The sequence below is a fragment of the Amphibiibacter pelophylacis genome (genome assembly GCF_037688875.1).
In the GTDB taxonomy this organism is placed as follows: domain Bacteria; phylum Pseudomonadota; class Gammaproteobacteria; order Burkholderiales; family Burkholderiaceae_C; genus Amphibiibacter; species Amphibiibacter pelophylacis.
This window is the reverse complement of sequence record NZ_JAWDIE010000015.1, coordinates 1-25150: the sequence shown is the minus strand read 5'-3', so window position 1 is coordinate 25150 and position 25150 is coordinate 1. Positions and strand designations below refer to the sequence as shown.

Annotated in this window: 6 protein-coding genes and 1 tRNA gene; 3 read left to right on the top strand and 4 right to left on the bottom strand. The window is 65.3% G+C overall.

Annotated features, from left to right (window positions below; genetic code table 11):
* Positions 1-6: 6 nt before the first annotated feature.
* Entirely contained in the window at positions 7-561 is a 555-nt protein-coding gene (locus RV045_RS10095; protein ID WP_423235718.1) for an adenine phosphoribosyltransferase, read from the bottom strand.
* A 93-nt stretch (positions 562-654) separates the two neighbouring features.
* Between RV045_RS10095 and RV045_RS10090 the strand changes: the two genes are divergently transcribed.
* The 3 genes from RV045_RS10090 to RV045_RS10080 all read left to right on the top strand — a co-directional run bounded on the left by RV045_RS10090 (position 655) and on the right by RV045_RS10080 (position 4560).
* Positions 655-2838 (top strand): FUSC family protein, encoded by a 2184-nt coding sequence (locus tag RV045_RS10090; protein ID WP_423235658.1) that lies wholly within the window; start codon positions 655-657, stop codon positions 2836-2838.
* Positions 2839-2959: 121 nt separating this feature from the next.
* Positions 2960-3035, top strand: a tRNA-Lys gene (locus RV045_RS10085).
* 133 nt (positions 3036-3168) lie between these two features.
* Positions 3169-4560, top strand: coding sequence for an L-serine ammonia-lyase (locus RV045_RS10080; protein WP_423235657.1), 1392 nt, complete (start codon positions 3169-3171; stop codon positions 4558-4560).
* Positions 4561-4570: 10 nt separating this feature from the next.
* Here RV045_RS10080 and RV045_RS10075 read toward each other — a convergent pair whose 3' ends face one another.
* From RV045_RS10075 to RV045_RS10065, 3 genes are all read right to left on the bottom strand, one after another.
* A complete protein-coding gene (locus tag RV045_RS10075; protein ID WP_423235656.1) occupies positions 4571-12562 on the bottom strand; it encodes a Calx-beta domain-containing protein in 7992 nt (2663 codons plus the stop codon).
* 447 nt (positions 12563-13009) lie between these two features.
* The gene (locus RV045_RS10070) at positions 13010-17335 is read right to left on the bottom strand and encodes a VCBS domain-containing protein (protein WP_423235655.1); all 4326 of its coding nucleotides are present in this window, start codon (positions 17333-17335) and stop codon (positions 13010-13012) included.
* A 384-nt stretch (positions 17336-17719) separates the two neighbouring features.
* The coding region (locus RV045_RS10065) for a VCBS domain-containing protein (protein ID WP_423235654.1) at positions 17720-25150 on the bottom strand (7431 nt) is incomplete at its 5' end.

The following is a 25150-nucleotide window of genomic DNA, read 5'->3' as shown; positions in this document are numbered from 1 at the left end:
CCGGGATCAGTGCCCGGAGAAATCCACCAGCGTATAAAGCGGCAGACCGGCGGCGCGCAATTTGTTCGAGCCGCCGAGTTCGGGCAGATCGACAATGGCAGCGCCTTCGATGATGACGCCGCCCAGGCGCTCGACCAGACGCTTGCCGGCCATCATGGTGCCACCGGTGGCAATGAGATCGTCGATCAGCACCACGCGGTGACCGGGTTTGACGGCGTCGGTGTGGACTTCGACCGTGGCCGAGCCGTATTCCAGCTCGTAGGATTCTTCCACCGTCGCGTAGGGCAGTTTGCCTTTTTTGCGGATGGGCACGAAGCCGATGTTGAGCTCGTAAGCCAGCACCGAGCCGATGATGAAGCCGCGCGCGTCCAGGCCCGCGATCAGGTCGGGACGCTCGTCGAAGTAGCGGTGCACGAATTCGTCGATCAGCACGCGGAAAACGCGCGGGTTGGACAGCAGCGGCGTGATGTCGCGGAACTGCACGCCCTGGCTGGGCCAGTCGGCGACGGTGCGGATGTTGTGCCGGATGTAATCGACCTGGGCGCAGGTGTGCGGGGCCAGGGGGGCTCCGGCGCTGGAGGTGTTCAAGGGCGGGCCTTAGCAGGTGTGGATCGGAAGGCTGAGTTTACCGGTTTCGCAGGGCGATGCCTTATCATGCCGCCGATGAAGACTGGCGCCCTGCCCCGATCCTACGCGCTGGACTGGCGCTCTTTCTGGTTCAGCCACTATTTCGCCTTTGGCCTGCGACGCAGCACCGGCGTGCTGCTGTGTGGCTGGCTGGGCTGGCTGGTCCTGCCGCTGGAGGCGGTGGTCACGATCACCTTTGGCGCCATGTGCGCCTCGTTCGCCGACACGCCCGGCACCTGGCGCAACAAGGCGCAGGACATGCTGGTGTCGGTGCTGCTGTGCTCGGCGGTGTCGCTGTCGGTGGGCGTCAGCGGCGCCATCGAGGCCGGGCGCTGGCTGCAGCCACTGGTCATCCTGGCGGTGGTGTTCAGCTCGGGCCTGCTGCTGGTCTTCGGGCGGCGCACGCTGGGCCTGCAGTTCACCATGCTGCTGAGCATGACGCTGACGCTGGAACACCATCTGGACATGGGCCAGGCGCTGTCGCACGCGGCGCTCTTTGTGGCGGGCAGCGCGGCCTACGCGCTCTACAGTCTGGCCACGGCCTGGCTGCACCGCCACCGCCTGCAGGAGCAGGTGCTGGCCGAAGCACTTTACGAGCTGGCGCAGGAGCTGCGCATCAAGGCCGGTTTTTACCGCGAGGGCAACGACGCCGAGGCCCAATTCGGGCGCCTGCTGCGCCAGCAGATGGTGATGACCGAGCGCCTGCAGACCGCCCGCGACCTCATCCTGAGCCAGCCGTCCAGCGGCCGCCAGGCCCAGGCGGTGCGCCTGCACCTGCGCCTGATCGATTTTTACGAGGCCATGCTGGCCACGCACACCGACACGCCGCGCCTGGCCGACCGCATGGGGCAGCTGCCTGCCCCGGCACGCCTGGCGCTGCCGCTGGTTTACCGCCATCTGGAGAACCAGCTGCTCTTTTTGGGACAGGAGCTGGCGCGCCACCACCCGCTGCAGTCGCTGTGGCGGCGCCTGGGCTGGACACACGACGCCCAGCCCGAGCCCTTCCCGCAGGACGCCTGGGACACGCTGGAGCAGGTGCTGGGCCCCGTTCCGCCCGAGGGCAGTGTGGACGACCGCCTGTTGTGGCACATGCACTGGCTGCGCGTGCAGCAGATGGTGCGGCGGCTGCGGCCGCTGGCCCAGCAGGTGCAGCGTCAGGCCAGCCCGGCGCCGGGGGCGTCCAGCCCGGCCGATGCCACGCTGGCCAACGCGCAGGCCTTTGTGCGCCACGAGCCCTGGCAGCCCGCGCTGCTGCTGAGCCAGTTCCACGCCGGATCGCCCTGGCTGCGCTACGCCGTGCGCCTCACGGCCGCCACCGGCACGGCCATGGCGCTGGCGGCCCTGCTGCCCGAGTCAGGCCACGGCGCCTGGATGATTCTGACGGTGCTGGTGATTCTCAAGCCCTCGTTCAGCGTCACGCACGAGCGCCGCCGCCACCGCCTGCGTGGCACGCTGATCGGCTGCCTGCTGGCCGCGCTGACGCTGCACCTGATCCACTCCCCGCCGGTGCTGATGGTGCTGGTTTTCCTGGGCGCGACGGTGGCGCTGTCCTTTGTGCAGATCCGCTATCAGGTGACGGCGGCGGCGGCGTCCTTCCAGGTGCTGATCCTGCTGCACCTGATGGGCGGCGCGGGCAGCGACACCGCCATCTGGGCGCGCGTGTTCGACACCCTGGCGGGCGCAGCCATCGCCACCGTGTTCGCGCGGCTGCTGCCCAGCTGGGAGTACCAGAGCCTGCCGCTGCAGGCGCGGCGCCTGCGCAGCGCGTCCCTGAGCCTGGTCAGCCACGCGCAGGCGCTGCTGCTGGATGAGGGCACCGAGGACGGCGCTTTCCGCCTGGCGCGCAAGCAGGTGCTGGACGGCATCGCCGCGCTCAACGGCAGCCTGCAGCGCATGAGCACCGAGCCCGAACACGCGGGCGTGCCCGTCAGCGATCTGCAGAATATGGCCAAGCTCAGCTATCTGATGCTGTCGCACGTGGCCGCGCTGCGCCTGTCGCTGGTGCGGCGCCAGCGCACGCACTTCAGCGGCCCCGAAGCCGAGCTGGTGCGCGCCACGCTGGCCCGGATCAGCGCCTGGCTGGGCGGCGCCAGCCTGCCCGCCGAGGCCCCGCAGCCGCCCACTCTGGCGGCCACGGGCTCGCATGTGCTGGCCCGCCGTCTGGCCGAGTGGCAGGAAGACGCCTGGCAGCTGGCGCAGATCCGGCCCTGAACCGCGCCGGACAACCCATCACCCCCTTGCTCCGTGGCTTGACAGTGCAAGGCCCGAGCACCACAATGCGCGCCTCGCCCAAAGCGCACACTGAAGGTCGCGTGCGGGCCGCACAAGATCCGGGAACTTAGCTCAGCTGGTAGAGCAGCGGACTCTTAATCCGTAGGTCGAGAGTTCGAATCTCTCAGTTCCCACCAGAACACCCCGGCATCCACCGGCACCACCAAGCCCCTGCGCGAGATCGCTGGGGCTTTTTGCTGGGCGATGGCCGGCGGGAGGTGATGCGGCCGGTTATGCTGGCCGCACTGCAACCGCCCCGGGAGTGCCGCCATGTTCATCAGCGTGTTTGACCTGTTCAAGATCGGCATCGGGCCCTCCAGCTCGCACACGGTCGGGCCGATGATTGCGGCGCAGCGTTTTGCATCGCGGCTGCACGAGACCGGCCGCCTGGCCGGTGTTCGGGCGGTGAAGGTCGAGCTGTTCGGTTCGCTGTCCGCCACGGGCCGGGGCCACGGCACCGACACGGCCGTGCTGCTGGGCCTGCAGGGCCACCTGCCCGACCAGATTGATCCGGAAACAATCCCCACCGAACTGGCCACCCTGCGCCAGGAACAGACACTGCGCCTTTTGGGCCAGCACCGCGTGCCGTTTCAGGAAAAAACCGGGCTGATTTTCCACCGGCGCGAGCTGCTGCCGCTGCACAGCAACGGCCTGCGCTTTTCGGCGCTGGACGATGCGGGCGCGCTGATCCAGAAGAAAGAGTATTACTCGATTGGCGGCGGTTTCGTCATCAACTGCCGGGGCCAGCGCGTGGTCGGGGGCGGGCCGGAAGTGCCCTTCATCGACCAGGTGCCCCTGCCCTTTCACAGCGGCGCCGAGCTGCTGGCGCGCTGTCGTGAGGCCGGGACCGGCATCGCCGGAGTCATGCTGCGCAACGAGTGCAGCCAGCGACCGCAGGCCGAGGTGCGCGCCGGGCTGCTGCGGCTGTGGCAGGCCATGTCCGCAGCGGTCGAGCGCGGCTGCGTGCAGACGGGCGAGCTGCCCGGTCCCATGCGTGTGCGCCGCCGCGCGCCCGCGCTGCACCGCACGCTGTCGCAGCAGCTGGCCAGCGGCGCGGCGCCCGATCCGCTGGCGCTGCTGGACTGGGTCAACCTGTTCGCCATGGCGGTCAACGAGGAAAACGCCGCAGGCGGGCGCATCGTGACCGCGCCGACCAATGGCGCGGCCGGTGTGATCCCGGCGGTGCTGCACTATTACGTGCGCTTTGTTGCGGGCGCCAGCGACGCGGGGATTGTCGATTTCCTGCTGACCGCAGGCGCCATTGGCGCGCTTTACAAAGAGAACGCCAGCATCAGCGGCGCCGAAGTCGGCTGCCAGGGCGAGGTCGGCGTGGCCTGCTCGATGGCCGCAGGTGCACTGTGCGCCGTGCTGGGCGGCACGCCCGACCAGGTCGAGAACGCCGCCGAGATCGGCATGGAGCACAACCTGGGCATGACCTGCGACCCGGTCGGGGGCCAGGTGCAGATTCCCTGCATCGAGCGCAACGCCATGGGTGCGATCAAGGCCATCAACGCCGCGCGCATGGCGCTGCAGGGCGATGGCCAGCACGTGGTATCGCTCGATCAGGTCATCAAAACGATGATGCAGACCGGGCGCGACATGAAGGTCAAGTACAAGGAAACGTCGCGCGGCGGTCTGGCGGTGAACATCATCGAGTGCTGAACCCTCCTGATCAGTCGTGGATGTGCAGCTTGCCCTGCTGCAGCAGCGTCTGGATCAGCTCGGTGCTGGCATCGCTGCTCACACCGAAGTGCTGGTACAGGTTGACATCCTTGAGCACGATGTTCTGGTTGGACAGCGCGTTGGCCTCGTCGCCCGTCACCCCGGCGTGGCTGCCCGTGAAGGCGCCATCCTTGCTGACGTGGATCACCGTGTCGCCACCGACCTGCTCGAAGTTCAGGTAGGCGTCCAGCGTGGTTGCGCTGGCGCCGGTGGGCAGCAGATCGGCCAGGTCCAGCACATCGCCCTTCTCGTCCGCCGGGCGCAGGTCGAAATGCTGGACCTGATCCTGATACGGCATGCCGGTGGCGCCCACGTCGGCGAGCTGCCACTGGAAGACATCCTGGATGCCTTCGGTGCCGAACAGGTTCTGGTCGCCGTATTCGACCGGCACGGTCAGCGCGAAGCCGTCCGGGCTGGTCTGCGCCGGATCGCCCAGATGGATGACCAGCTGCTCGGTGGTGCTGCCGCCCTGCCCGTCTGACACGGTGTAGCTGAAGGTGTCGGTCAGCGCACCGGCATTGGGCGGGGTTTTCAGCGTGTAGCTGAACTGCCCATCGGCCCCGATGACCAGATCCCCGTAAGCGCCATGCAGCGGGGCGCCCAGTTCGCCCGCCATGGACTGCGTCTGGGCGATGCCCGTGACGCTGAGATGGCCGCCATCGGCATCGTAATCGTTGGCCAGCACGCTGCCCTGGACCGTCGCCCCGGGCTGCGGCACACCGCCGTCGGCGTCGGCCAGGATGATGTGATCGGCCGTGGTGAAAGGCACGTCGTTGGTGCCGCGCACATCGACCAGCACCTGGCGGGCCTGCCCGTTGGCGTCGGTGACGGTGAACGATTCCCGGGCCATCTGGTCCTGCGCCAGCGCCTGCGTGCTCATGCGGGCGTTGTCCAGCTGATAGTTCCAGTGGCCCTGGGCATCCAGCGTGAAGACGCCATACTGGCCGTTCAGCGTGGCCGCGACAAAGCCGCTGGCGACGCCTGCGCCCTGGACGCTGCTGTCCGGTGCCAGTGTGCCGCTGAGGTGGTCCACGCCCATGGCCGAGCTGATCGTGTCGAAGTTGATGCTGATCTGCGTGGTGCCTGAGAGGCCGGTCGTGGTGGTCGAGCCGCTGTCCGCCGCCACGTTGGCGGCCTCGACGGCTTCACCCAGCAGCTGCGGCGCCAGCGCCTGGCCATCGCTGGCCTGGATGGTGCCGGTGGCCGACAGCGGCTGATCCATCGCGCTGGTCTGCGCGTGCAGGCGGAAGGTTTCACTGCCCTCTTTGGCCAGGTCGTCCACGCTGACGTAGCGCACCACAAAACTGCCCACACCCGCCGGGACGCTGACCGCACCGTTGCTGACCGGCACAAAGGTCTTGCCGCCATCGAAACTGACGCTGGCCGCGCCCAGGTCGTCCCCGCTGGCGCTGCCAGCCGTCACGCCCAGGCTGACCTGCGTCGGCGTGGTGCTGGTGGCGCTCAGGCGCACGGTGAAGTCCAGGTTCTGGCCTTCGGGCGCCTGCGCGTCGCTGATCGCCAGCACCGTGGGCGACTGGTTGACCGGCGTCACGCCTTCGGGAACCCAGCCCGTGCCATCGTCATGAACCGTGGTGCTGACCGTCGCCACCGCCAGCGCGGCTCCGGTAGCGCCTGACAGCTTCAGACTGTAGGTCTCGGCACCTTCAAAAACCTGATCGGGCAGGATTTTCACGGTAACCGTCTTGCTGGTCTCGCCCGGCTGGAAGGTCAGCGTGCCGCTGCTGGCGGTGAAATCGCTGCCCGCTTTGGCGGTGCCATCCTGCGTGGTGTAGCTCACGCTGACTGGGCCGGTCGCGGGTTTGGTCAGCTGCACGGTGTAGCTCACGGTGCCAGCGGCTTCGTTGACCGACGCCGGGCCGCTGATGCTCAGCTGCGGCGCCAGGCTGGCGAAGGCCGGATCGCGCGCCTGCGCCATATGGTCGAAGCTGATGATGATCTGCTCTTCGGTGTCCTTCTGGCCGTCCGAGACGATGTAGGTGAAGGTTTCCGGCGAGGTCGGGCGGCCGTTCTCGTCCAGATTGGGCGTGCGCTGCAGCTCGTAGGTGTAGCTGCCGTCGGCCTGGATGGTCAGCTTGCCGAAAGCGCCTTCCAGCGCCGTGCCAACCTGGCCCTCCTTGAGCTGCGTGTTGCGCAGGCCGACCACGGTGAGCTTGTCGCCTTCGACATCGCTGTCGTTGGCCAGGGCATTGCCTGCCGTCGTGGTTCCGATGGTGGGCACCCAGGTGCCGTCGGTGGGCAGCAGGTAGCTGTAATCGGTGGTGGTGTTGGGTGCATCGTCGCGGCCTTCCACGGTGACGGTGACGGTGCGTTCGTTGCCGTAGCCGTCCATGACCTTGAAGGTTTCCAGCGGCGCGTCACCGTTTTTCAGGGCCTGCGTGGCGGGCAGCGCGTTGTTCAGCTCGTACTTCCAGGCGCCACTGGCCTGCAGCGTGAAGGTGCCGTAGGTGCCCTGCGCGGTCTGCGCCACAAAGGCGCTGGCCGGGGCGGAGGCCGCATTGATGCTGCTGTCGGCCGACAGTCTGCCCTCGACCACAGGCACGCCCGGATCGGCGTTGAAGAGCTGGCCGAAATCAATCTGCAGCGAACCCGAATTGCCCGCGGTGGTGCTCTGGCCCGTGATGATGCCGTTGCTGGCCTCCTCGATGACCGTGCCCAGATTCTGCAGCGGCACGGCAGCACCGTCGTTGTCCGTGATGGTGCCCGTGCCGGTCACGGCCGCACCCAGCGCGGTTTTGGCGCTGAGGGTGAAGCTTTCCGTGGGCTCTTTCAGGCCATCGTTGATGCTGGCGTAGCGCACAACGAAGCTGTCCGCACCCGCAGGCACGCTGACCGTGCTGCCGCTGACGGCCGTGAACGTCTTGCCACCGTCGAAGCTGACCTGCGCTGGGCCCACGTCCTTCGTGATGTCGGCCGTGCCAGACGCCGGAGTCAGCGTGACCACGGTCGGCGTCGTGCTGGAGTGGCTCAGCTGGACGGTGAAGTCCAGGTTCTGGCCTTCCGCGACGGTCGCGTTGTTGATGGCCGCGATGACAGGCCGGTCGTCGGACGGAGTTCCGCCGTTGGGCATCTCGCCCGTGCCGTCGTCCTTGATGGTCGTGGTGACGCTGCCGGTCGTGATCGTCGCTCCGACGGGCTCGGAGAGCTTGACGGAATAATCTTCCGCACCCTCAAACACGGCATCGTTGGTGATCTTCACCGTGACGGTTTTCTCGGTCTCGCCGGGCGTGAAGCTGACGGTGCCGCTAGCGGCTTCGAAATCGGAACCCGCTTTGGCCGTGCCGTCGGCGGTCGCGTACTTCACCGACACATCGGTGCTGGCGGGGTTGCTCAGCTTGACGGTGTAGGTGATCGTACCTGCCGCCTCGTTGACCACGGCCGGGCCAGAGATGGCGACGGTCGGGACGCCCGTGGCGTCGGTGATGGTGGCTGTGCCGACGACCGCTTCACCCTGCGGCGCTTTGGCGGTGATCGTGAAGGTCTCGGACTGCTCGGAGATGTTGTCCTTCAGCGCCGCGTAGCGCACGACGAAGCTGTCCGCACCTGCCGGGACGGACACCGTCGTGCCCGTCACTGCCGTGAACGTCTTGCCGCCGTCGAAGCTGACCTGCGCCGGGCCCACGTCCTTAGTGATGTCGGCGCTACCCGATTGCGGTGTCAGCGTCACGGTCGTGGCCGTCGTACTGGTCTGGCTGAGCTTGACGGTGAAGTCGATATTGGCGCCTTCAGCCACCGTCGCGTTGTTGATCGCCGCAATGACGGGCCGGTCGTCGGACGGAGTTCCGCCGTTGGGCATCTCGCCCGTGCCGTCGTCCTTGATGGTCGTGGTGACGCTGCCGGTCGTGATCGTCGCTCCGACGGGCTCGGAGAGCTTGACGGAATAATCTTCCGCACCCTCAAACACGGCATCGTTGGTGATCTTCACCGTGACGGTTTTCTCGGTCTCGCCCGGCTTGAAGCTGACGGTGCCGCTGGCGGCTTCGAAGTCGGAGCCCGCTTTGGCCGTGCCGTCTGCCGTGGCGTACTTCACCGACACGTCTGTGCTCGCCGGGTTGCTCAGCTTGACGGTGTAGGTGATGGTGCCCGCAGCTTCGTTGACCACGGCCGGGCCGGAGATGGCGACGGTCGGGACGCCTGTGGCGTCAGTGATGGTGCCTGTGCCGACGACCGCGTCGCCCTGCGGCGCTTTGGCGGTGAGCGTGAAGGTCTCGGACTGCTCGGAGATGTTGTCCTTCAGCGCCGCGTAGCGCACGACAAAGCTGTCGCTGCCCGCAGGCACGCTGACCGTGCTGCCGCTGACGGCCGTAAACGTCTTGCCGCCGTCGAAACTGACCTGCGCCGGGCCGACATCTTTGGTGATGTCCGCGCTGCCCGATTGCGGCGTCAGCGTCACGGTCGTTGCCGTGGTGCTGGTCTGGCTGAGCTTGACGGTGAAGTCGATATTGCCGCCTTCGGCCGCCGTCGCGTTGTTGATCGCCGCGATGACGGGCCGGTCGTCGGACGGAGTTCCGCCGTTGGGCATGTCGCCCGTGCCGTCGTCGCGGATCGTGGTCGTGACCGAACCCGTCGTGATCGTCGCACCCACCGGTTCGGAGAGCTTGACGGAATAATCCTCCGCGCCCTCGAACACCGCATCGTTGGTGATCTTGACGGTGACCGTCTTCTCGGTCTCGCCCGGTTTGAAGCTGACCGTGCCGCTGGTGGCTTCGAAGTCGCTGCCTGCTTTGGCCGTGCCGTCAGCGGTGGCGTACTTGACGGTCACGTCAGTGCTCGCCGGGTTGCTCAGCTTGACGGTGTAGGTGATCGTGCCTGCGGCCTCGTTGACCACGGCCGGGCCGGAGATGGCGACGGTCGGGACGCCCGTAGCGTCGGTGATCGTGCCTGTGCCGACGACCGCCTCGCCCTGCGGCGCTTTGGCGGTGAGCGTGAAGGTCTCGGACTGCTCGGAGATGTTGTCCTTCAGCGCCGCGTAGCGCACGACGAAGCTCTCAGCCCCTGCCGGGACGGATACGGTCGTGCCCGTCACCGCCGTGAACGTCTTGCCGCCGTCAAAACTGACCTGCGCCGGACCCACGTCCTTCGTGATGTCGGCCGTGCCAGACGCCGGAGTCAGCGTGACCACGGTCGGCGTCGTGCTGGAGTGGCTCAGCTGGACGGTGAAGTCCAGGTTCTGCCCTTCGGCCACCGTCGCGTTGTTGATCGCCGCGATGACGGGGCGATCATCGGACGGAGTTCCGCCGTTGGGCATCTCGCCCGTGCCGTCGTCCTTGATGGTCGTGGTGACGCTGCCCGTCGTGATCGTCGCGCCGACCGGTTCGGAGAGCTTGACCGAGTAATCTTCCGCGCCCTCGAACACCGCATCGTTGGTGATCTTGACGGTGACCGTCTTCTCGGTCTCGCCCGGTTTGAAGCTGACGGTGCCGCTGGCGGCTTCGAAGTCGGAGCCCGCTTTGGCCGTGTCATCGGCGGTCGCGTACTTGACGGAGACGTCGGTGCTGGCAGGGTTGCTCAGCTTGACGGTGTAGGTGATCGTCCCCGCAGCTTCGTTGACCACGGCCGGGCCCGAGATGGCGACGGTCGGGACGCCCGTGGCGTCGGTGATCGTGCCGGTGCCGACAAGCGCATCGCCCTGCGGCGCCTTGGCGGTGAGCGTGAAGGTCTCGGACTGCTCGGAGATGTTGTCCTTGAGCGCCGCGTAGCGGACGACGAAGCTCTCAGCCCCTGCCGGGACGGACACAGTCGTGCCCGTCAATGCCGTAAACGTCTTGCCGCCGTCGAAACTGACCTGCGCCGGGCCCACGTCCTTGGTGATGTCGGCCGTGCCGGATTGCGGCGTCAGCGTCACGGTCGTGGCCGTGGTGCTGGTCTGGCTGAGCTGGACGGTGAAGTCCAGGTTCTGGCCTTCCGCGACGGTCGCGTTGTTGATCGCCGCGATGACGGGGCGATCATCAGACGGAGTTCCGCCATTGGGCATCTCGCCCGTGCCGTCGTCCTTGATGGTCGTGGTGACGCTGCCCGTCGTGATCGTCGCGCCGACGGGCTCGGAGAGCTTGACGGAATAATCCTCCGCGCCCTCGAACACAGCGTCATTGGTGATCTTGACGGTGACGGTTTTTTCCGTCTCGCCCGGTTTGAAGCTGACGGTGCCGCTGGCGGCTTCGAAGTCGGAACCGGCTTTGGCCGTGCCATCGGCGGTCGCGTACTTCACCGACACGTCGGTGCTCGCCGGGTTGCTCAGCTTGATCGTATAGGTGATCGTGCCAGCGGCCTCGTTCACATCGACCGGGCCGGAAATGGCGACGGTGGGCGCGCCTGTGGTGTCGGTGATGGTGCCGGTCACCGACTGGTTGCCGACCACCAGGGTCAAAGTCTCGCTGTTTTCGCTGACGTTGTCGGCCAGCGTCGGCACCGTGACGGTGAAGGACGTGACGCCCGGCGGCACGGTGATGCTGCCGTCCGGGTTGCGCGTGACGCCGTTGCTGAAGCTGATGTTGCCGCTGTAATCCAGGCCATCGGCGGTGTCGCCGGGCTGGCCCACGGCGAAATCCAGCACCGTCGGCCGGGGCGAGGGGTTGCTCAGATTGATGGTGTAGACCAGCGGATCGCCCTCGGCTTGCGTCTGGCCCTGGCTGCCGCTGACGCCTTCGGGCTCGACCACGGGCGCGCGCTCGATGGTCAGCACCTGCGTCGTCGCCTCGTTGCCCGCCGCGTCCTGGACGCTGGCGGTTTCGGGCGTCAGCTGGTAATCGCCAGGGGCCAGATCGGGGCGATCGCCGCCCACGGGCGCCTGCGTGGACAGATCCAGCACGCCTTTGCCGTCAGCGCCGACGGTGACCTGGTAGGTCCACGTCCGGCCCGCTGCGTCGGTGAGCTGCACATCCACGGTTTCACCCGGCAGGGCACGGCCACTGTCGGTGACGCTGACCAGTATCGTGGGCTGATCCGGGTTACTGCCCGGGTCCAGGGTCAGGCTGATCACAGGCGCCACGGTATCCACGGTGAAGCCGTTATAAGCTTCCAGCGGATTGCCGTTTTCGTCCACGGCCGGCTGGCCGCTGGCATCGAAGGAGACCACTTTCAGGTCCACCGCGCCATCGGGCAGGCCGCCCGCGGGCAGCGTGCCGGATTCGGCCCCCTGGCTGTCCATGGGGATGGACCAGCGGCCCTCGGCATCCACGGCAGCCTTGTAAACCACGTTCTGCGGCACGCCGTTGACGTCGAAAGTGACGGTGACCAGCACCGTGCCGCCGGGTGAGCCTTCGCCCTCCAGCACGGGACGGGTGTTGCGCGTCAGATTGTCGGTCTCGCTCACACCCGTGTCGCTGGTGGCGGTGTCGGCCAGGTCAACGAAAGCGGTGCCCTGAACGGGTGCAGCCGGCGGCGGCACAACAGCCTCGCCGGCGCCTGTCGGGACCGTGACGGGTCCCTGCCCCACGGGCAGATCGACCACGGGCACGGCCGTGCTCAGCGGCGTCTGGCCGGGCAGCGGCGTCTGGGCGCTTTCAACCACCCGCGCGACGCGCAGGCCTTCGTCCAGACCGCCGTCGGCGCTGCCGCCCGGATCGCCCCGCAGACCTGCAGCGGTGGCGGCATCGGCGTCGCCTTTGTTCAGCGCGGTCAGCACATCGTCCAGCGAGCCATCGCCTTTCGCGGGCGCGACAGCCAGGTGCTCGACCGGTAGCGGCGGCAGTTTGGCCGCAACGTCCGGATGAACGGCAGCCGCCGCCATGGGCAGTGGCGGCACCTCGCAGACGTCATCTACCACCACGGGCTGGGTTTTCTTGCGCCCGCCGTGCGACACCCGTTTGGCCTTGGCCAGTTTCGCGCCCTTGGGACTGAAGCCATGATGATGCACCACCGGGGCACTGGCCGCCGCCTGGACTGCTTTCAGGCTGATGGTGGGGACTTTGCAGATTTCGCTCATGATCTTCTCTCTTGATGGCGCGAAGGGACAGACAGACGCTCCGCCGGACACGGCAGGGCCAAGATGGGTCATCGGCCGACGGGGCACTTTCGCACGTCGCGCGAGCGCGAGGAAGGCAGAAAAAGCCCTGAAGACCTGACAGATTCAGACTGTTATCGGCCCATGAGTGGAAAACCGTAGGTCAAAGTGCAATTTTTTTCGGATCACCCCGGGTGTGCACGCTGACCAGCGAGGCTGTACAGGGCCCGAAGCGCACGGCCCTATCGTCAGCAGACCGGTCAGACATAAAAAAAGCCCCGTGATAAACACGAGGCTTTTCAATTACTTGACGACAGTTTCTCAGGCTGTCTCAGATTGTGCACCGCTGGGTTCGCCGCCTGCGGTACCAGGCGCAGGCCCATGCGGACACAGCCGCAGGGACAACCTGTAACTGCACGCCTTTCAGAATCAGATCTTCAGCGAACCGTCCTTGAGCATGTCATCGATCAGCGCCTGTTCCGCACCAGTGGTTCCGGGCGTCAGACCATGCAGGGCGAACAGGTTCACGCCTTCCAGAACAACGTTCTGATTGGTGTGCACCGCGTCCATACCCTGCGTGGTGAAGGCCCCATCCTTGCTGATGTGCACGGTGGTGCTGCCTTCGCCATCGACCGAGAAGTTCAGGTACTTGTCCAGCTGGGTCTTGTCACTGGGCAGCAGATCGGCCATGTCGAGCACATCGGCGGCCTTGCCGTTCACGGCCTGGGCCTGGAAACCCACCACGGTGTCGGTGTAGATGTGGACCGGATCGCCGGGCACTGCAGCAATGGCCAGATCGCTCAGGCTGAACTGGAACTCATTGTGGACCGCAGCGCTGGCAAACAGGGTCTGATCGCCCGCAGGCACGTCCTGAACCACGGTGAAGTTACTGGTGTCATTGAAGTGGATGATCAGCTGCACTTCTGTCTGCACGGGCTTGCCGTCAGCGTCCAGATGGCCATCCGTCACCGTGTAAGTGAACGTTTCCGGGGTGCTGGCAACGCCGCTGGAATTGACGCTGGGCTGGCGGTCCAGGGTGTAGGTGTAATGACCGTCAGCGTCGATCACCAGGTGACCAAAAGCCCCGTCCAGGCGCTGACCGACATCCGCAGTGGCCAGCTGGGTGTTCTTGATGCCGCTGACGGCCAGGGTGTCACCCTTGTCGTAATCGTAATCGTTGGTCAGCACATTGCCCGAGATACTGGTTCCGATTGCGGGAAGCCCGCCATTCGCACCCACCAGCTCAGCGTGGTCAACATTGCCCACAGGCGAATCGTTGGCGCCGAGCACCGAAATCTCCACGGTGCGATCGTTGCCGTTACCGTCGCGGACCACAAAGCTGTCGTTCACGGTCTGCCCGGCGACCAGCGCCTGCGTCGTGGCCAGGTTCTGGTCGAGGACGTAAGCCCATTTGCCGTCGGCATCCACGGTCAGCGTGCCGTAGGTGCCCAAGGCCGACCATTCACCCAGAACGTTCTGCACGAATCCGGCAGAAGCCTGCGGCGCAAACGTGTCAGAGGGGCTGACACCCTTGACCGTGGTGTCCAGGGGCAACTGGCCAGCGGCCTGGCCCGGATCATCAAACAGACCGGTCAGATCACCAAAGGGATTTGAGATGGTGCCAGACTCGCCTGTGGTGGTGGTCTCTCCCGTGGTGATTCCCGAGCTGCTGCTTTCCTGCACCGTACCGATGATGGCGGGAGGAATGGCTGCGCCGTCGTTGTCCAGAATGGTGCCCGTGGCGTTGACACCCCCCAGGGTCAGCGTCAGGGTCTCGGTCGGCTCTTTGAGCGTGTCATCCAGGGTCGGCACCAGAATGGTGAAGCTGCTCACGCCCGCAGGCACCGTCACCTGACCGGTGGTGGCGTTGTAGGTCACACCGTTGGTGAAGGTGACGTCGGTTGTGAAATCCAGACCCTTGGTGGCCGTCACGCCGGTCAGATCCAGCGCGAAGGTGCTGTCCGTGGCCGACACCTTGGCCAGCGTGGCCGTGAAGGCCAGCGGGTTGCCTTCCACCACCTCAGCGGGAATCAGGTTGCCGCTGGCGTCCGTGCCGCCCGGCGTCAGCGTGCCGATGGCCGCCGGGCCGTCGTTGTCCAGAATGGTGCCGGTGACATCCACACCACCCAGCGTCAGCTTCACCGTTTCGGTCGGCTCGACGATGCTGTCGTCAAGGGTCGGCACCAGGATGGTGAAGCTGCTCACACCGGCGGGCACGGTCACTTGGCCGGTGGCCGCGTCGTAGGTCACGCCGTTGGTGAAGGTGAAGGACTTGGTGTAGTCCGCGCCCTCGGTGGCAGTCACGCCCGTCAGGTCCAGTGCAAAGGTGCTGGCGGTCGTCGAGATTTTCGCCAGCGTGGCCGTGAAGGCCAGCGGGTTGCCTTCCACCACCTCAGCGGGAATCAGGTTGCCGCTGGCGTCCGTGCCGCCCGGCGTCAGCGTGCCAATGGCCGCCGGGCCGTCGTTGTCCAGAATGGTGCCGGTGACATCCACACCACCCAGCGTCAGCTTCACCGTTTCGGTCGGCTCGACGATGCTGTCGTCAAGGGTCGGCACCAGGATGGTGAAGCTGCTCACACCGGCGGGCACGGTCACTTGGCCGGTGGCCGCGTCGTAGGTCACGCCGTTGGTGAAGGTGAAGGACTTGGTGTAGTCCGCGCCCTCGGTGGCAGTCACGCCCGTCAGGTCCAGTGCAAAGGTGCTGGCGGTCGTCGAGATTTTCGCCAGCGTGGCCGTGAAGGCCAGCGGGTTGCCTTCCACCACCTCAGCGGGAATCAGGTTGCCGCTGGCGTCCGTGCCGCCCGGCGTCAGCGTGCCAATGGCCGCCGGGCCGTCGTTGTCCAGAATGGTGCCGGTGACATCCACACCACCCAGCGTCAGCTTCACCGTTTCGGTCGGCTCGACGATGCTGTCGTCAAGGGTCGGCACCAGGATGGTGAAGCTGCTCACACCGGCGGGCACGGTCACCTGGCCGGTGGCCGCATCGTAGGTCACGCCATTGGTGAAGGTGAAGGATTTGGTGTAATCCGCGCCCTCGGTGGCCGTCACGCCCGTCAGGTCCAGCGCGAAGGTACTGGCTGTCGCCGACACTTTGGCCAGCGTGGCCGTGAAAGCCAGCGGATTGCCTTCCACCACTTCAGCAGGAATCAGGTTGCCGCTGGCGTCCGTGCCGCCCGGGGTCAGCGTACCGATGACCACGGGGCCGTCGTTGTCCAGAATGGTGCCCACCACGTTGGCGTTACCCACCACCAGCGTCAGCGTTTCGCTGGGCTCGACGATGTTGTTGTCGACGGTCGGAACATTGATCGCAAAGCTGGTCACTCCGGCGGGGACACGCAGCAGGCCCGTCGTCGCGTCGAAAGTGACACCGTTGGTGAAGCTCAGATCGGTCGTGTAGTTCTGGCCGACGGTGGCAGTGTCCCCGGCGGCACCGATGGCCAGCGTCAGGTACTGCGGCGCGGACGAGGCGGCAGACAGCATCACGCTGTAGGTCAGCGGCGTCCCTTCGGTCACTGTGCTGCCCACGGTCCCATTGGTGATGCTGGGATCCACCACCAGCGGATCAACCACCAGGTTGCCGTTACCGGCATTGCCCGCAATATCGGTCTGCGCGGCGCTGTAGGTGATTTCGTCGTGCGGCAGGCCATTGCCGATGCTGCCGGAGACCGGCGTGGCGCTCGACAGATCCAGCGTGGCCTTGCCGTTGGCATCGGTCGAGACTTTGTAGACCACATCGAGGCCCGCCGCGTCCTTGATGGTCACGGTGGTTTCGCGGCTGGGTTCGCCAGTAATGACCAGAACGGGCTTGTCCGGGTTGGCCGAATCGGGATCAATGACCAGCACGGGCGCGGGCGGGGTCACGTCAATGATGAAGGTGTTGTCGCCCTCGGCCGACAGACCTGCCGCATTGGTGGTGACGATGTGCAGGCTGACAGTGCCTTCGGCCAGGCCACCGGCCGGCATGCTGGTGTTGTTGATGGCCGTTGCAGTGGCCGTATCCAGCACCCAGTTGCCGTTGGCATCCACCGGCGCGCTGTATTCGATGGTGTGCCCGGCAGAATCCTTGACCGTGATCAGGACGTTGGTGCCGGGCTCGCCCGTGCCTTCCAGCACAGGTTTTTGCACATTGGTGAACTTGTCAGAGTTGGAGTCACCCGAATTAGAAACGGGAGCCAGCTCGATCCCCGTGGTCGGAGCGGGAGCGGGTGCAGGCGCGGGGGCTGGCGCGGGTGCAGGAGCCGGGGTCAGATCAGTGACCGGAGGCGTCACCGTGGGCAGCACCGACAAGGGAGGCAACGAAACGCCCCCTCCCGGCACGCTGACACCCGGGTTGCCGGTGGGGGCCGTTTCGGTGGCGCGCTCGACGCGCACAGCGGGGCTGAAGCCACCGTCGGCGGAGCTGCCGGGATCGCCACCGCGTGGGCCTGCCGCTGTGGCGGCATCGCCATCGCCACGGTTCACGGCGGCCAGGATGTCCTTCAGGTCGTCGTTGACGGCAGCGGCGTGCTTGGCCTGGTCATGGGCTTCGGGCGGCAGCGGCAGGATTTTGGCGACATCAGCCACAACAGGCGGGTCGCAGTTGTCGGCGACGACCACGGCCTCGGTGGTCTTGCGCAGCAGACGCGTCGGTTTTTTGGCCTTGGCGAGTTTGCGGCCGCGCGGGCTGTAGCCCGGTGCATGGTGAACTGCAGGAGCAGCTGCGGCGGCCTTGACCGCACGGACAGAAATAGTGGGGGCTTTACAGATTTCGCTCATGGCAGTCTTTCCGGGCTTTGAGGCCGCTCAGGTTCCGGTTCCAGTACCGAATAGCTTCAGTACACAACGCAAGCTATTGATAAACAAGGAAAATTTAGAAAAATGACTCTTAAAATCAATCAATGATGCTGATAAACCGCATTTTGCCTGATTTCCTCGGGCCGTGTGGTGCTTTTTGGGGTTCACGACAGGGATCGTGGCGCAGGGGAAACACCCCCCATGAAACCGAACAGCATATCGCTTCACTGTACACCACGTCACCGCCGCTGTCACAGCCCACAAGCCACAGTCGGGGGACATTTTTAACGCAAAAACCCCCACGAACCGAGGCTCATGGGGGTTTTGCACCAGACATCCGGCACCCCGGACATCAGGGGATCACGCTCAGATCTTCAGCGAACCGTCTTTCAGCATCTCCTGGATCAGTGCCTGCTCCGCGCCGGTGGTGCCGGCCGTCAGACCGTGCATCGTGAACAGGTTCACGCCTTCCAGAACGATGTTCTGATTGGTGTGCGCCGCGTCCAGACCCTGCGTGGTGTAGGCCCCGTCCTTGCTGATGTGCACGGTGGTGTTGCCCGCCGCATCCACGCTGAAGTTCAGGTACTTGTCCAGCTGGGCCTGATCGCTGGGCAGCAGATCGGCCAGATCCAGCACATCCGCAGCCTTGCCATTGGCCGCCTGCGCCTGGAAACCCACCACCTTGTCGGTATAAGCGAACAGCGGATCACCCTGCACCGCCGCCGTATCCAGATCCGACAGGCTCCACTGGAAGACGTTGTGGATCTGCTGGCTGGCGTACAGCGTCTGGTCGCCCAGCTGGGCGTCCTGGACCACCGTGAAGTTCTTCGTGTCGTCGAAGTGGATGATCAGCTGCACGTCGGTCTGCACCGGCTTGCCGTCGGCCCCCACATGGCCGTCCGTCACCGTGTAGGTGAAGGTTTCAGGCGTGCTGGCCACCCCCTTGGCATCGATGCTGGGCTGACGGTCCAGCGTGTAGGTGTAGCTGCCATCGGCGGCGATCACCAGGTGACCGAACGCCCCCTGCAGTTCCTGCCCGACCTGACCCTGAACCAGCTGGGTGTTCTTGATGCCATTGACATGCAGGGTATCGCCCTTGTCGTAGTCGAAGTCGTTGGTCAGCACGTTGCCAGAAACCGACATGCCCGCCTTCGGCACTGTGCCGCCCGCGCCCTGCAGCAGGGCGAAGTCGTTGTTGCCCATGGGTACGTCGTTGGTGCCATGCACCTCGACCTGCACCGTGCGGTCATTGCCATTGCCATCGCGCACCACGAAGGAATCGGTCACCACCTGGCCCGTGGTCAGGGCCTGCGTTGCCGTCAGGTTCTGATCCAGGGTGTAAGTCCAGTGGCCGTCAGCGGCCACCGTCAGCTTGCCGTAGGTGCCCAGATCCGTCCAGTTGCCTTCGCTGTTCTTGACGAAGCCATTCGAGGCCTGCGGATCAAACGTGGTCGACGGGCTGACGCCCTTGACCGTCGTGTCCACCGGCAGCTGGCCCGAAGCCTGGCCCGGGTTATTGAACAGGTTGCCCAGATCACCAAACGGATTGTCGATGGTGCCCTCGCTGCCCGTGGTGGTCGTCTGGCCGCTGGTGATGCCTGAGAAGCTGGCTTCATCCACCGAACCGATGATGGCCGTCGGGATCGCCGCACCGTCGTTGTCCAGAATGGTGCCCGTGGCGTTCTTGCCGCCCAGGGTCAGCGTCAGGGTTTCGGTCGACTCTTTCAGCGTGTCGTCGATGGTCGGGACCAGCACGTTAAAGCTGGTCACGCCCGCCGGGACCGTCACCTTGCCCGTGGCGGCATCGTAAGTGACACCGCCGGTGAAGGTGACCGCCGTAGAGAAGTCCACACCCTTGGTCGCCGTCACACCGGCCAGGCTCAGGTCGTAGGTGGTGGCGCTGCTGGATGCCGCGTTCAGCGTCACGGCGAAGGACAGGTTCTGACCTTCGGTGACCTGCGAAGGAGTGATGGCGCTGATGGCCTGCACCCCGTCGTTGTCCAGGATGGAACCAACGGCTTCCTTGCCCCCCACGGTCAGCTTGACGGTCTCGGTCGGCTCGATGATCTTGTCATCGATGGTCGGCACCAGCACAGTGAACTTGGTCACGCCCGCCGGCACGGAAATCTTGCCGGAGGTGGCGTCATAAGTCACACCGTTGGTGAAGGCGTAGGACTTGGTGTAGTCCAGACCTTCCGTGGCCGTCACGCCCTGCAGCGAAATGCTGTGGGTCGTGACCGTGCTCGAGGCCTTGTTCAGCTCGACCGTGAAGGCCAGCGGGTTGCCTTCCACGACCTGCGCCGGGATGATCGCGCCATTGCCATCGGTGCCGCCCGGGGTCACGCCCGTCACGCCCTGCGTGCCGTCGTTGTCCAGAATGGTGCCGGTGGCCTTCAGGCTGCCCAGCGTCACTTCCAGCGTTTCCGTCGGCTCGATGATCTGGTCATCCACCGTCGGCACGGTCACCGTAAAGCCCGTTACACCGGCCGGAATGGTGATCTTGCCTGCTGTCGCGTCGTAAGTCACACCATTGGTGAACGCGTAGTTCGTGCTGAAATCGGCGCCCGACGTGGCCGTCACACCCTTGACGTTGAAGTCAAAGCTGGCCGCCGCAGGCAGGCTGCTCAGGCTGACGTTGAACACCAGGCTCTGGCCTTCGGTCACCTGTGCGTTGCTGATCGACGCCAGCGCGCCCTTGAAGCCGCCGTCCAGATCTGTCAGCGACTGGCCCGCACCCAGAGTGAAGTTGTCGGTCCAGCCCCCCGCATTGATGATGTTGGAATCGATGGCGGGATTACTGCCCACCTTGGCTGCGGTGGCCACCAGACCGGACAGACTGGCACTGTCTTCAGCGAAGTCGACAAAGTATCGGCCCGGACGAACATCGTTGAACACGTAGTCGCCGTTGGCGTCTGTGGTCACCTGACCCACGGAGGTGGAGCTGCCCGCGATGCGCAGATCCACGGTCACGCCAGCAATGCCCTTCTCTCCAGTGTCCAGGAGGCCGTTGCCGTTGGCATCGTTCCAGACGTGGCCCTTGACACTGGCCGCATCGGCCTGGACACCCACGTTCTGGGTGGCCGTCTGGCCGCCCACCACCGCGAAGGCCGGGCCCACGCCCGCCGCCGTCACCTGGGTGGTGAAGTGGTAGTTGTTCAGCACGGCGCTGCCTTCGGCGCCCGTTTTCACGTCCACCGTGTAGCCGCTACCGACCGGCACGTTCTGGAAGGTGTAGCTGCCATCAGCGGCCGTGGTGGTGGTCGCCACCACAGCACCCGCAGCGTTGTGCAGGGCGATCTCGACACCGCCCACACCAGCCTCGCTGCTGCCGCGGCTCTTGTCGGCGTTCTCGTCGTTCCACACCACACCCGCCACGCTTCCGGCCGCCGGGTCAGCGCCCTTGATGGTGATGGTCAGCGGCACTTCCGTGCCGTCGGCCGTCGTCACCTTGACGATGTCGGTCTTGGCCGGGCTGTTCGCCACCAGGGCGATGATCTCGGGCGTCTGGGTCAGCGTATACGTCCAGTGGCCGGCCGCATCAATGGTGACCTGACCGTAGGTGCCGTTGTAGGTCCCGGCGTGCACACTGCTCTGGTCGTGATCCACATCGGTCACCACCAGCGTGCCTTCGACCGACTTGACCACGCCCGTGCCGTTGTTTTCGGTCACGGTGGCGGTCTGGGTGCCGCTGATGACGGGCACGTCATTGGTGCCATTGATCACGATGGTGACCGTGGTCTTGTCGCCTGCGGTGGTGGTGATATCGAACTTCTCGGTCACCACATCGCCTGCTGCCAGCTGCTGCACCTTGGCCGAACCGTTGTCCAGCACATAATTCCAGGTGCCGTCGGCAGCCAGTGTGAAGTGGCCGTAGGCGCTGGTCTTATCTGCTGGTGTAAAGACCTCGGCCTGCGCGTTGGCGTCCGTGCCGACCAGCTTGCCGTTCTGGGTGTAGGGCGCCACGTCTTCCTTGAAGGACGCACTGCCGCTGTTCAGCACCACCGCCTGGCTCGTGCCATTGATGGTGATGGTGACCGGCACATTCGTGCCGTCAGCCGTTTTGACCGTGACCGTATCGGTCGCTTTCTGGCCGTTGAGCAGGGCAATGACTTCAGGCGTCTGGTTCAGCGTGTACGTCCAGTGACCGGCCGCATCCAGCGTGATCTTGCCGTATTTGCCGGAGTAATCGCCCGCCAGCGTACCGCTCTGACCCGCATCCGGATCAGACACCACCAGCGTGCCCGAGGTGGTCACCGTGGACTTGCCGTTGGTTTCGGTCACAACACCCGCAGTACTGCCCGTCACTGTCGGCGCGTCGTTGGTGCCCACGATGTTGATGGTCATCGTGGTTTTCTCACCCGTGGCCGTGGTGATGTCGTAGGTCTGGGTGATTTTTTCACCTTCGGTCAGCTTCTGCACATCGCTGGACGCATTGTTCAGCGTGTAAGTCCACTTGCCGTCACTGCTCAGGGTGAAGGTGCCGTAAGCATCCGACTTGTTGATGGCCGGGAAGACTTCAGGCTGGCCATTGGCGTCCTTGCCGGTCAGCTCGCCCGACTGGGTGTAGGGCGCCACATCTTCCTTGAAGCTGGCCACACCCGACGTCACTGTGGCGGTGCCACTGGTGCCGTTGATGGTGACCACGATATCCTTGGGCGTGCCATCGGCCGTACGGACGGTGATGGTATCGGTCTTGGACTGACCGTTGAGCAGCGCGATGATTTCGGGCGACTGGGTCAGCGTGTACTTCCAGGTGCCATCGGCCTGGAGCACCACCTGGCCATACTTGCCGTTGTAGCTGCCCGCAGCCACGCTGCTCTGGTCGTGGTCCACGTCCACCACCGTCAGCTTGCCTGCTGCGGTGACCAGACCCGTGCCATTGTTCTCGGTCACGGTGGCTTTGTCGTCGCCCGTGATCTGCGGGACATCGTTGGTGCCCTGGATGGTGATGCTGACCGTGGTCTTGTCGCCCGTGGCGGTCGTGATGTCGAACTTCTCGGTCACCACATCGCCCGCCGCCAGCTGCTGCACTTTGGCCGAAGCGTTGTTCAGCTCATATTTCCAGGTGCCGTCGGCGGCCAGCGTGAAGTGGCCGTACTCGCTGGTTTTGTCCGTGGCAGGGAAGACCTGCGCCTGGGCGTTGGCGTCCGTGCCCACCAGCTTGCCGCTCTGGGTGTAGGGCGCCACGTCTTCCTTGAAGTCTGCACTGCCGCTGTTCAGCTCCACCCCCTGGCTCTTGCCATTGATGGTGATGGTGATGGGCACTTCTGTGCCGTCCGCCGTCTTGACCTTGACCGTGTCGGTCGTTTTCTGGCCGTTCAGCAGGGCGATGATATCGGGCGTCTGGTTCAGCGTATACGTCCAGTGGCCGGAGGCATCCAGCGCGATCTTGCCGTATTTGCCGGTGTAATCGCCCGCCAGCGTACCGCTCTGACCCGCGTCCTTGTCGTTCACCAGCAGTGTGCCCGTGGTGGTCACGGTGCCCGTGCCGTTGTTCTCGGTCACGGCCCCCTGGGTGGCGCCGGTCACGACCGGAGCGTCATTCAGGCCCTTGACCGCGATGTCCACGGTGGTGGTGCGCCCGCCGGCTGCCGTCACGGTGAACTTGTCAGGCACGGTATCGCCGGTTTTCAGCGCCTGCACATTGGTGGCGCTGTTGTTCAGCGCGTAGTTCCAGGTGCCGTTGCTGTTGACGGTCAGCGAGCCGTAGGTGCCCGCATAGACCTTGGCATCGAAGCTGATGGCTTTGCCGGCTTCGTCCGTGCCCGCCAGCTGGCCCGTGGCCGCCGTGGTGGCTGCGTAGGACAGCTTGGTGTCTTCCTGCACGTCGCCCGCGACGGTGTTGATCGTCACGGGCTGGTTCAGGCCATTGATGGTGATGGTGATGACCTGCGTCGTGCCATCCACCGTCTGCACCGTGACCTTGTCGGTTTTGGTCTGGCCGGTGGTCAGGGAGATGATATCCGGCGTCTGGTTCAGCGTGTAAGTCCACTTGCCATCAGCGCCCAGCACCACTTTGCCGTAGGTGCCGGTGTAGGTGCCCGCCTTGGGAGCGGATTGGCCCGCGTCAGGGTCGCTCACCACCAGCGTGCCCGTGGTCGTCACAGTGCCAGTGCCATTGTTCTCGGTCACGGCACTGCTGGTGTCGCCCGTCACGATGGCCGGGTTGTTGGCCGGCAGCGGCGTCCAGGTCAGGCTGATGTTGAAATCGGCCGACTTGACGACGTCGCCCACGTCCTGGCTGGTGGCGTGCAGTACCGGGGTGATGGTGCCGACGTAGCCGGTGGTCGGGGTGACCGCCAGCTTGTCCAGCGCCCAGTTGGCCGTGGCCGCAGCCTTGGCATCAAACACGGTGATGTCGCCGCCCGTGCTGGTCAGGGTGTGAGTGCCGTCGCTGACCGCGAAACCGGCCGGGACGCCCTTCAGCACCACCAGGTGGGTTTCGCTGCCGTCGTTGTCGGTGAAGTTCACAGCGCCAACAGGCGGCTTGAGTGTCTGGTTCACCACGGTGGTCAGGGCAACCGGGTTGGCTGTACTGCCATCAGACACGATGGTCACATCGGTACTGGCCACGGTGCTGGCACCGCCGCCAACCAGTTTCAGATTGTCGATCAGGCCACCCAGGCGGTTGGCATCCGCAGAGTGGAATTCAATCTTGTCGCTGCCCGTGCCCACAAACGTGAACTGCTGGTGGCTCCAGCTGGTGGACTGGGTGTTGACCACCTTGACCACCACGCCATTGACCAGCACGCTGATCTGGCTGTTGGTGCCGCCGGTATAACCTGCGCGCGCCATGTAGTCGAAGTCAAAGGTGTAGCCCACGCCTTTCTGGGTGGTGAAGGTGCGCCCCAGCGTATCGATGCCGGTATCGGCTTCCACTTCCAGCGCCAGGTTGGTGCTGGTTGCTCCGCCGTAGACATTTTCCGGGCCGATTTCAACAGCGCCAGTCGCACCGGTCTTGCTGTTGCTGGCCGTCCAGCCCTGGGCCAGACCGTCCTGGAAATCTTCGCTGTAGTTCAGTGCAGGGCCCGTCTGGACCGTCTGCAGGGTAACTTTCTGGTTGACCCCGCCCCAGGTCGGGGCATCGGTCACCGGCTTGATGTCCACGGTGAGCGTGCGCTCGGCCGAGGTGCTGGTGCCGTCCGTGCCCTGGAACTTGAACTGCGCGTAATCGTTCTTCTCGTTGCCCACGCCCGGAGCGTTGAAGGCTTCGATGCCGGATTCGTTGGCATCGGGCTTGAAGGTCAGTTTGCCTGCATCAATGTCGGCCTTGGTGATGGTGTCACCGGCCTTGACGGCAGAGCCATTCAGCTGCAGCACGCCGTCGGCCGGCAGGCTGGTCACCTTGATGCCCAGAGTGCCCACGCCGTTGATGCCGGTGACGCCGAAACGGTCCCAGCTCAGGGTGAGGCTCGTGTCTTCAACACCCGTGACAGCGCCCTTGGCGTTGATGACGCTCTGGTCCACCACCGTCACGTTGTCGATGCCGTTGATGGTGATGACGATGTCCTTGGACGTGCCGTCGGCTGTCAGCACGGTCACGGTGTCGGTCAGCTTGCCGCCCTGGGGCAGTGCGACCACGGTGGCGTTCTGGTAATCCAGCTTGTAGACCCAGTTGCCTTGCGCGTCGAGCGTCAGGTGACCGTACTTGCCGGCCTTGTCGTTCACTGCCTGCCAGCTCGACTGGTTGGCATCCGGATCGTTCACGATCAGCTTGCCGGTGGTCTGAACGGCGGTCAGACCGTTGGTCTCGGTCACAGCACCGACGCTGGTGCCGGTGATGACCGGCGCGTCATT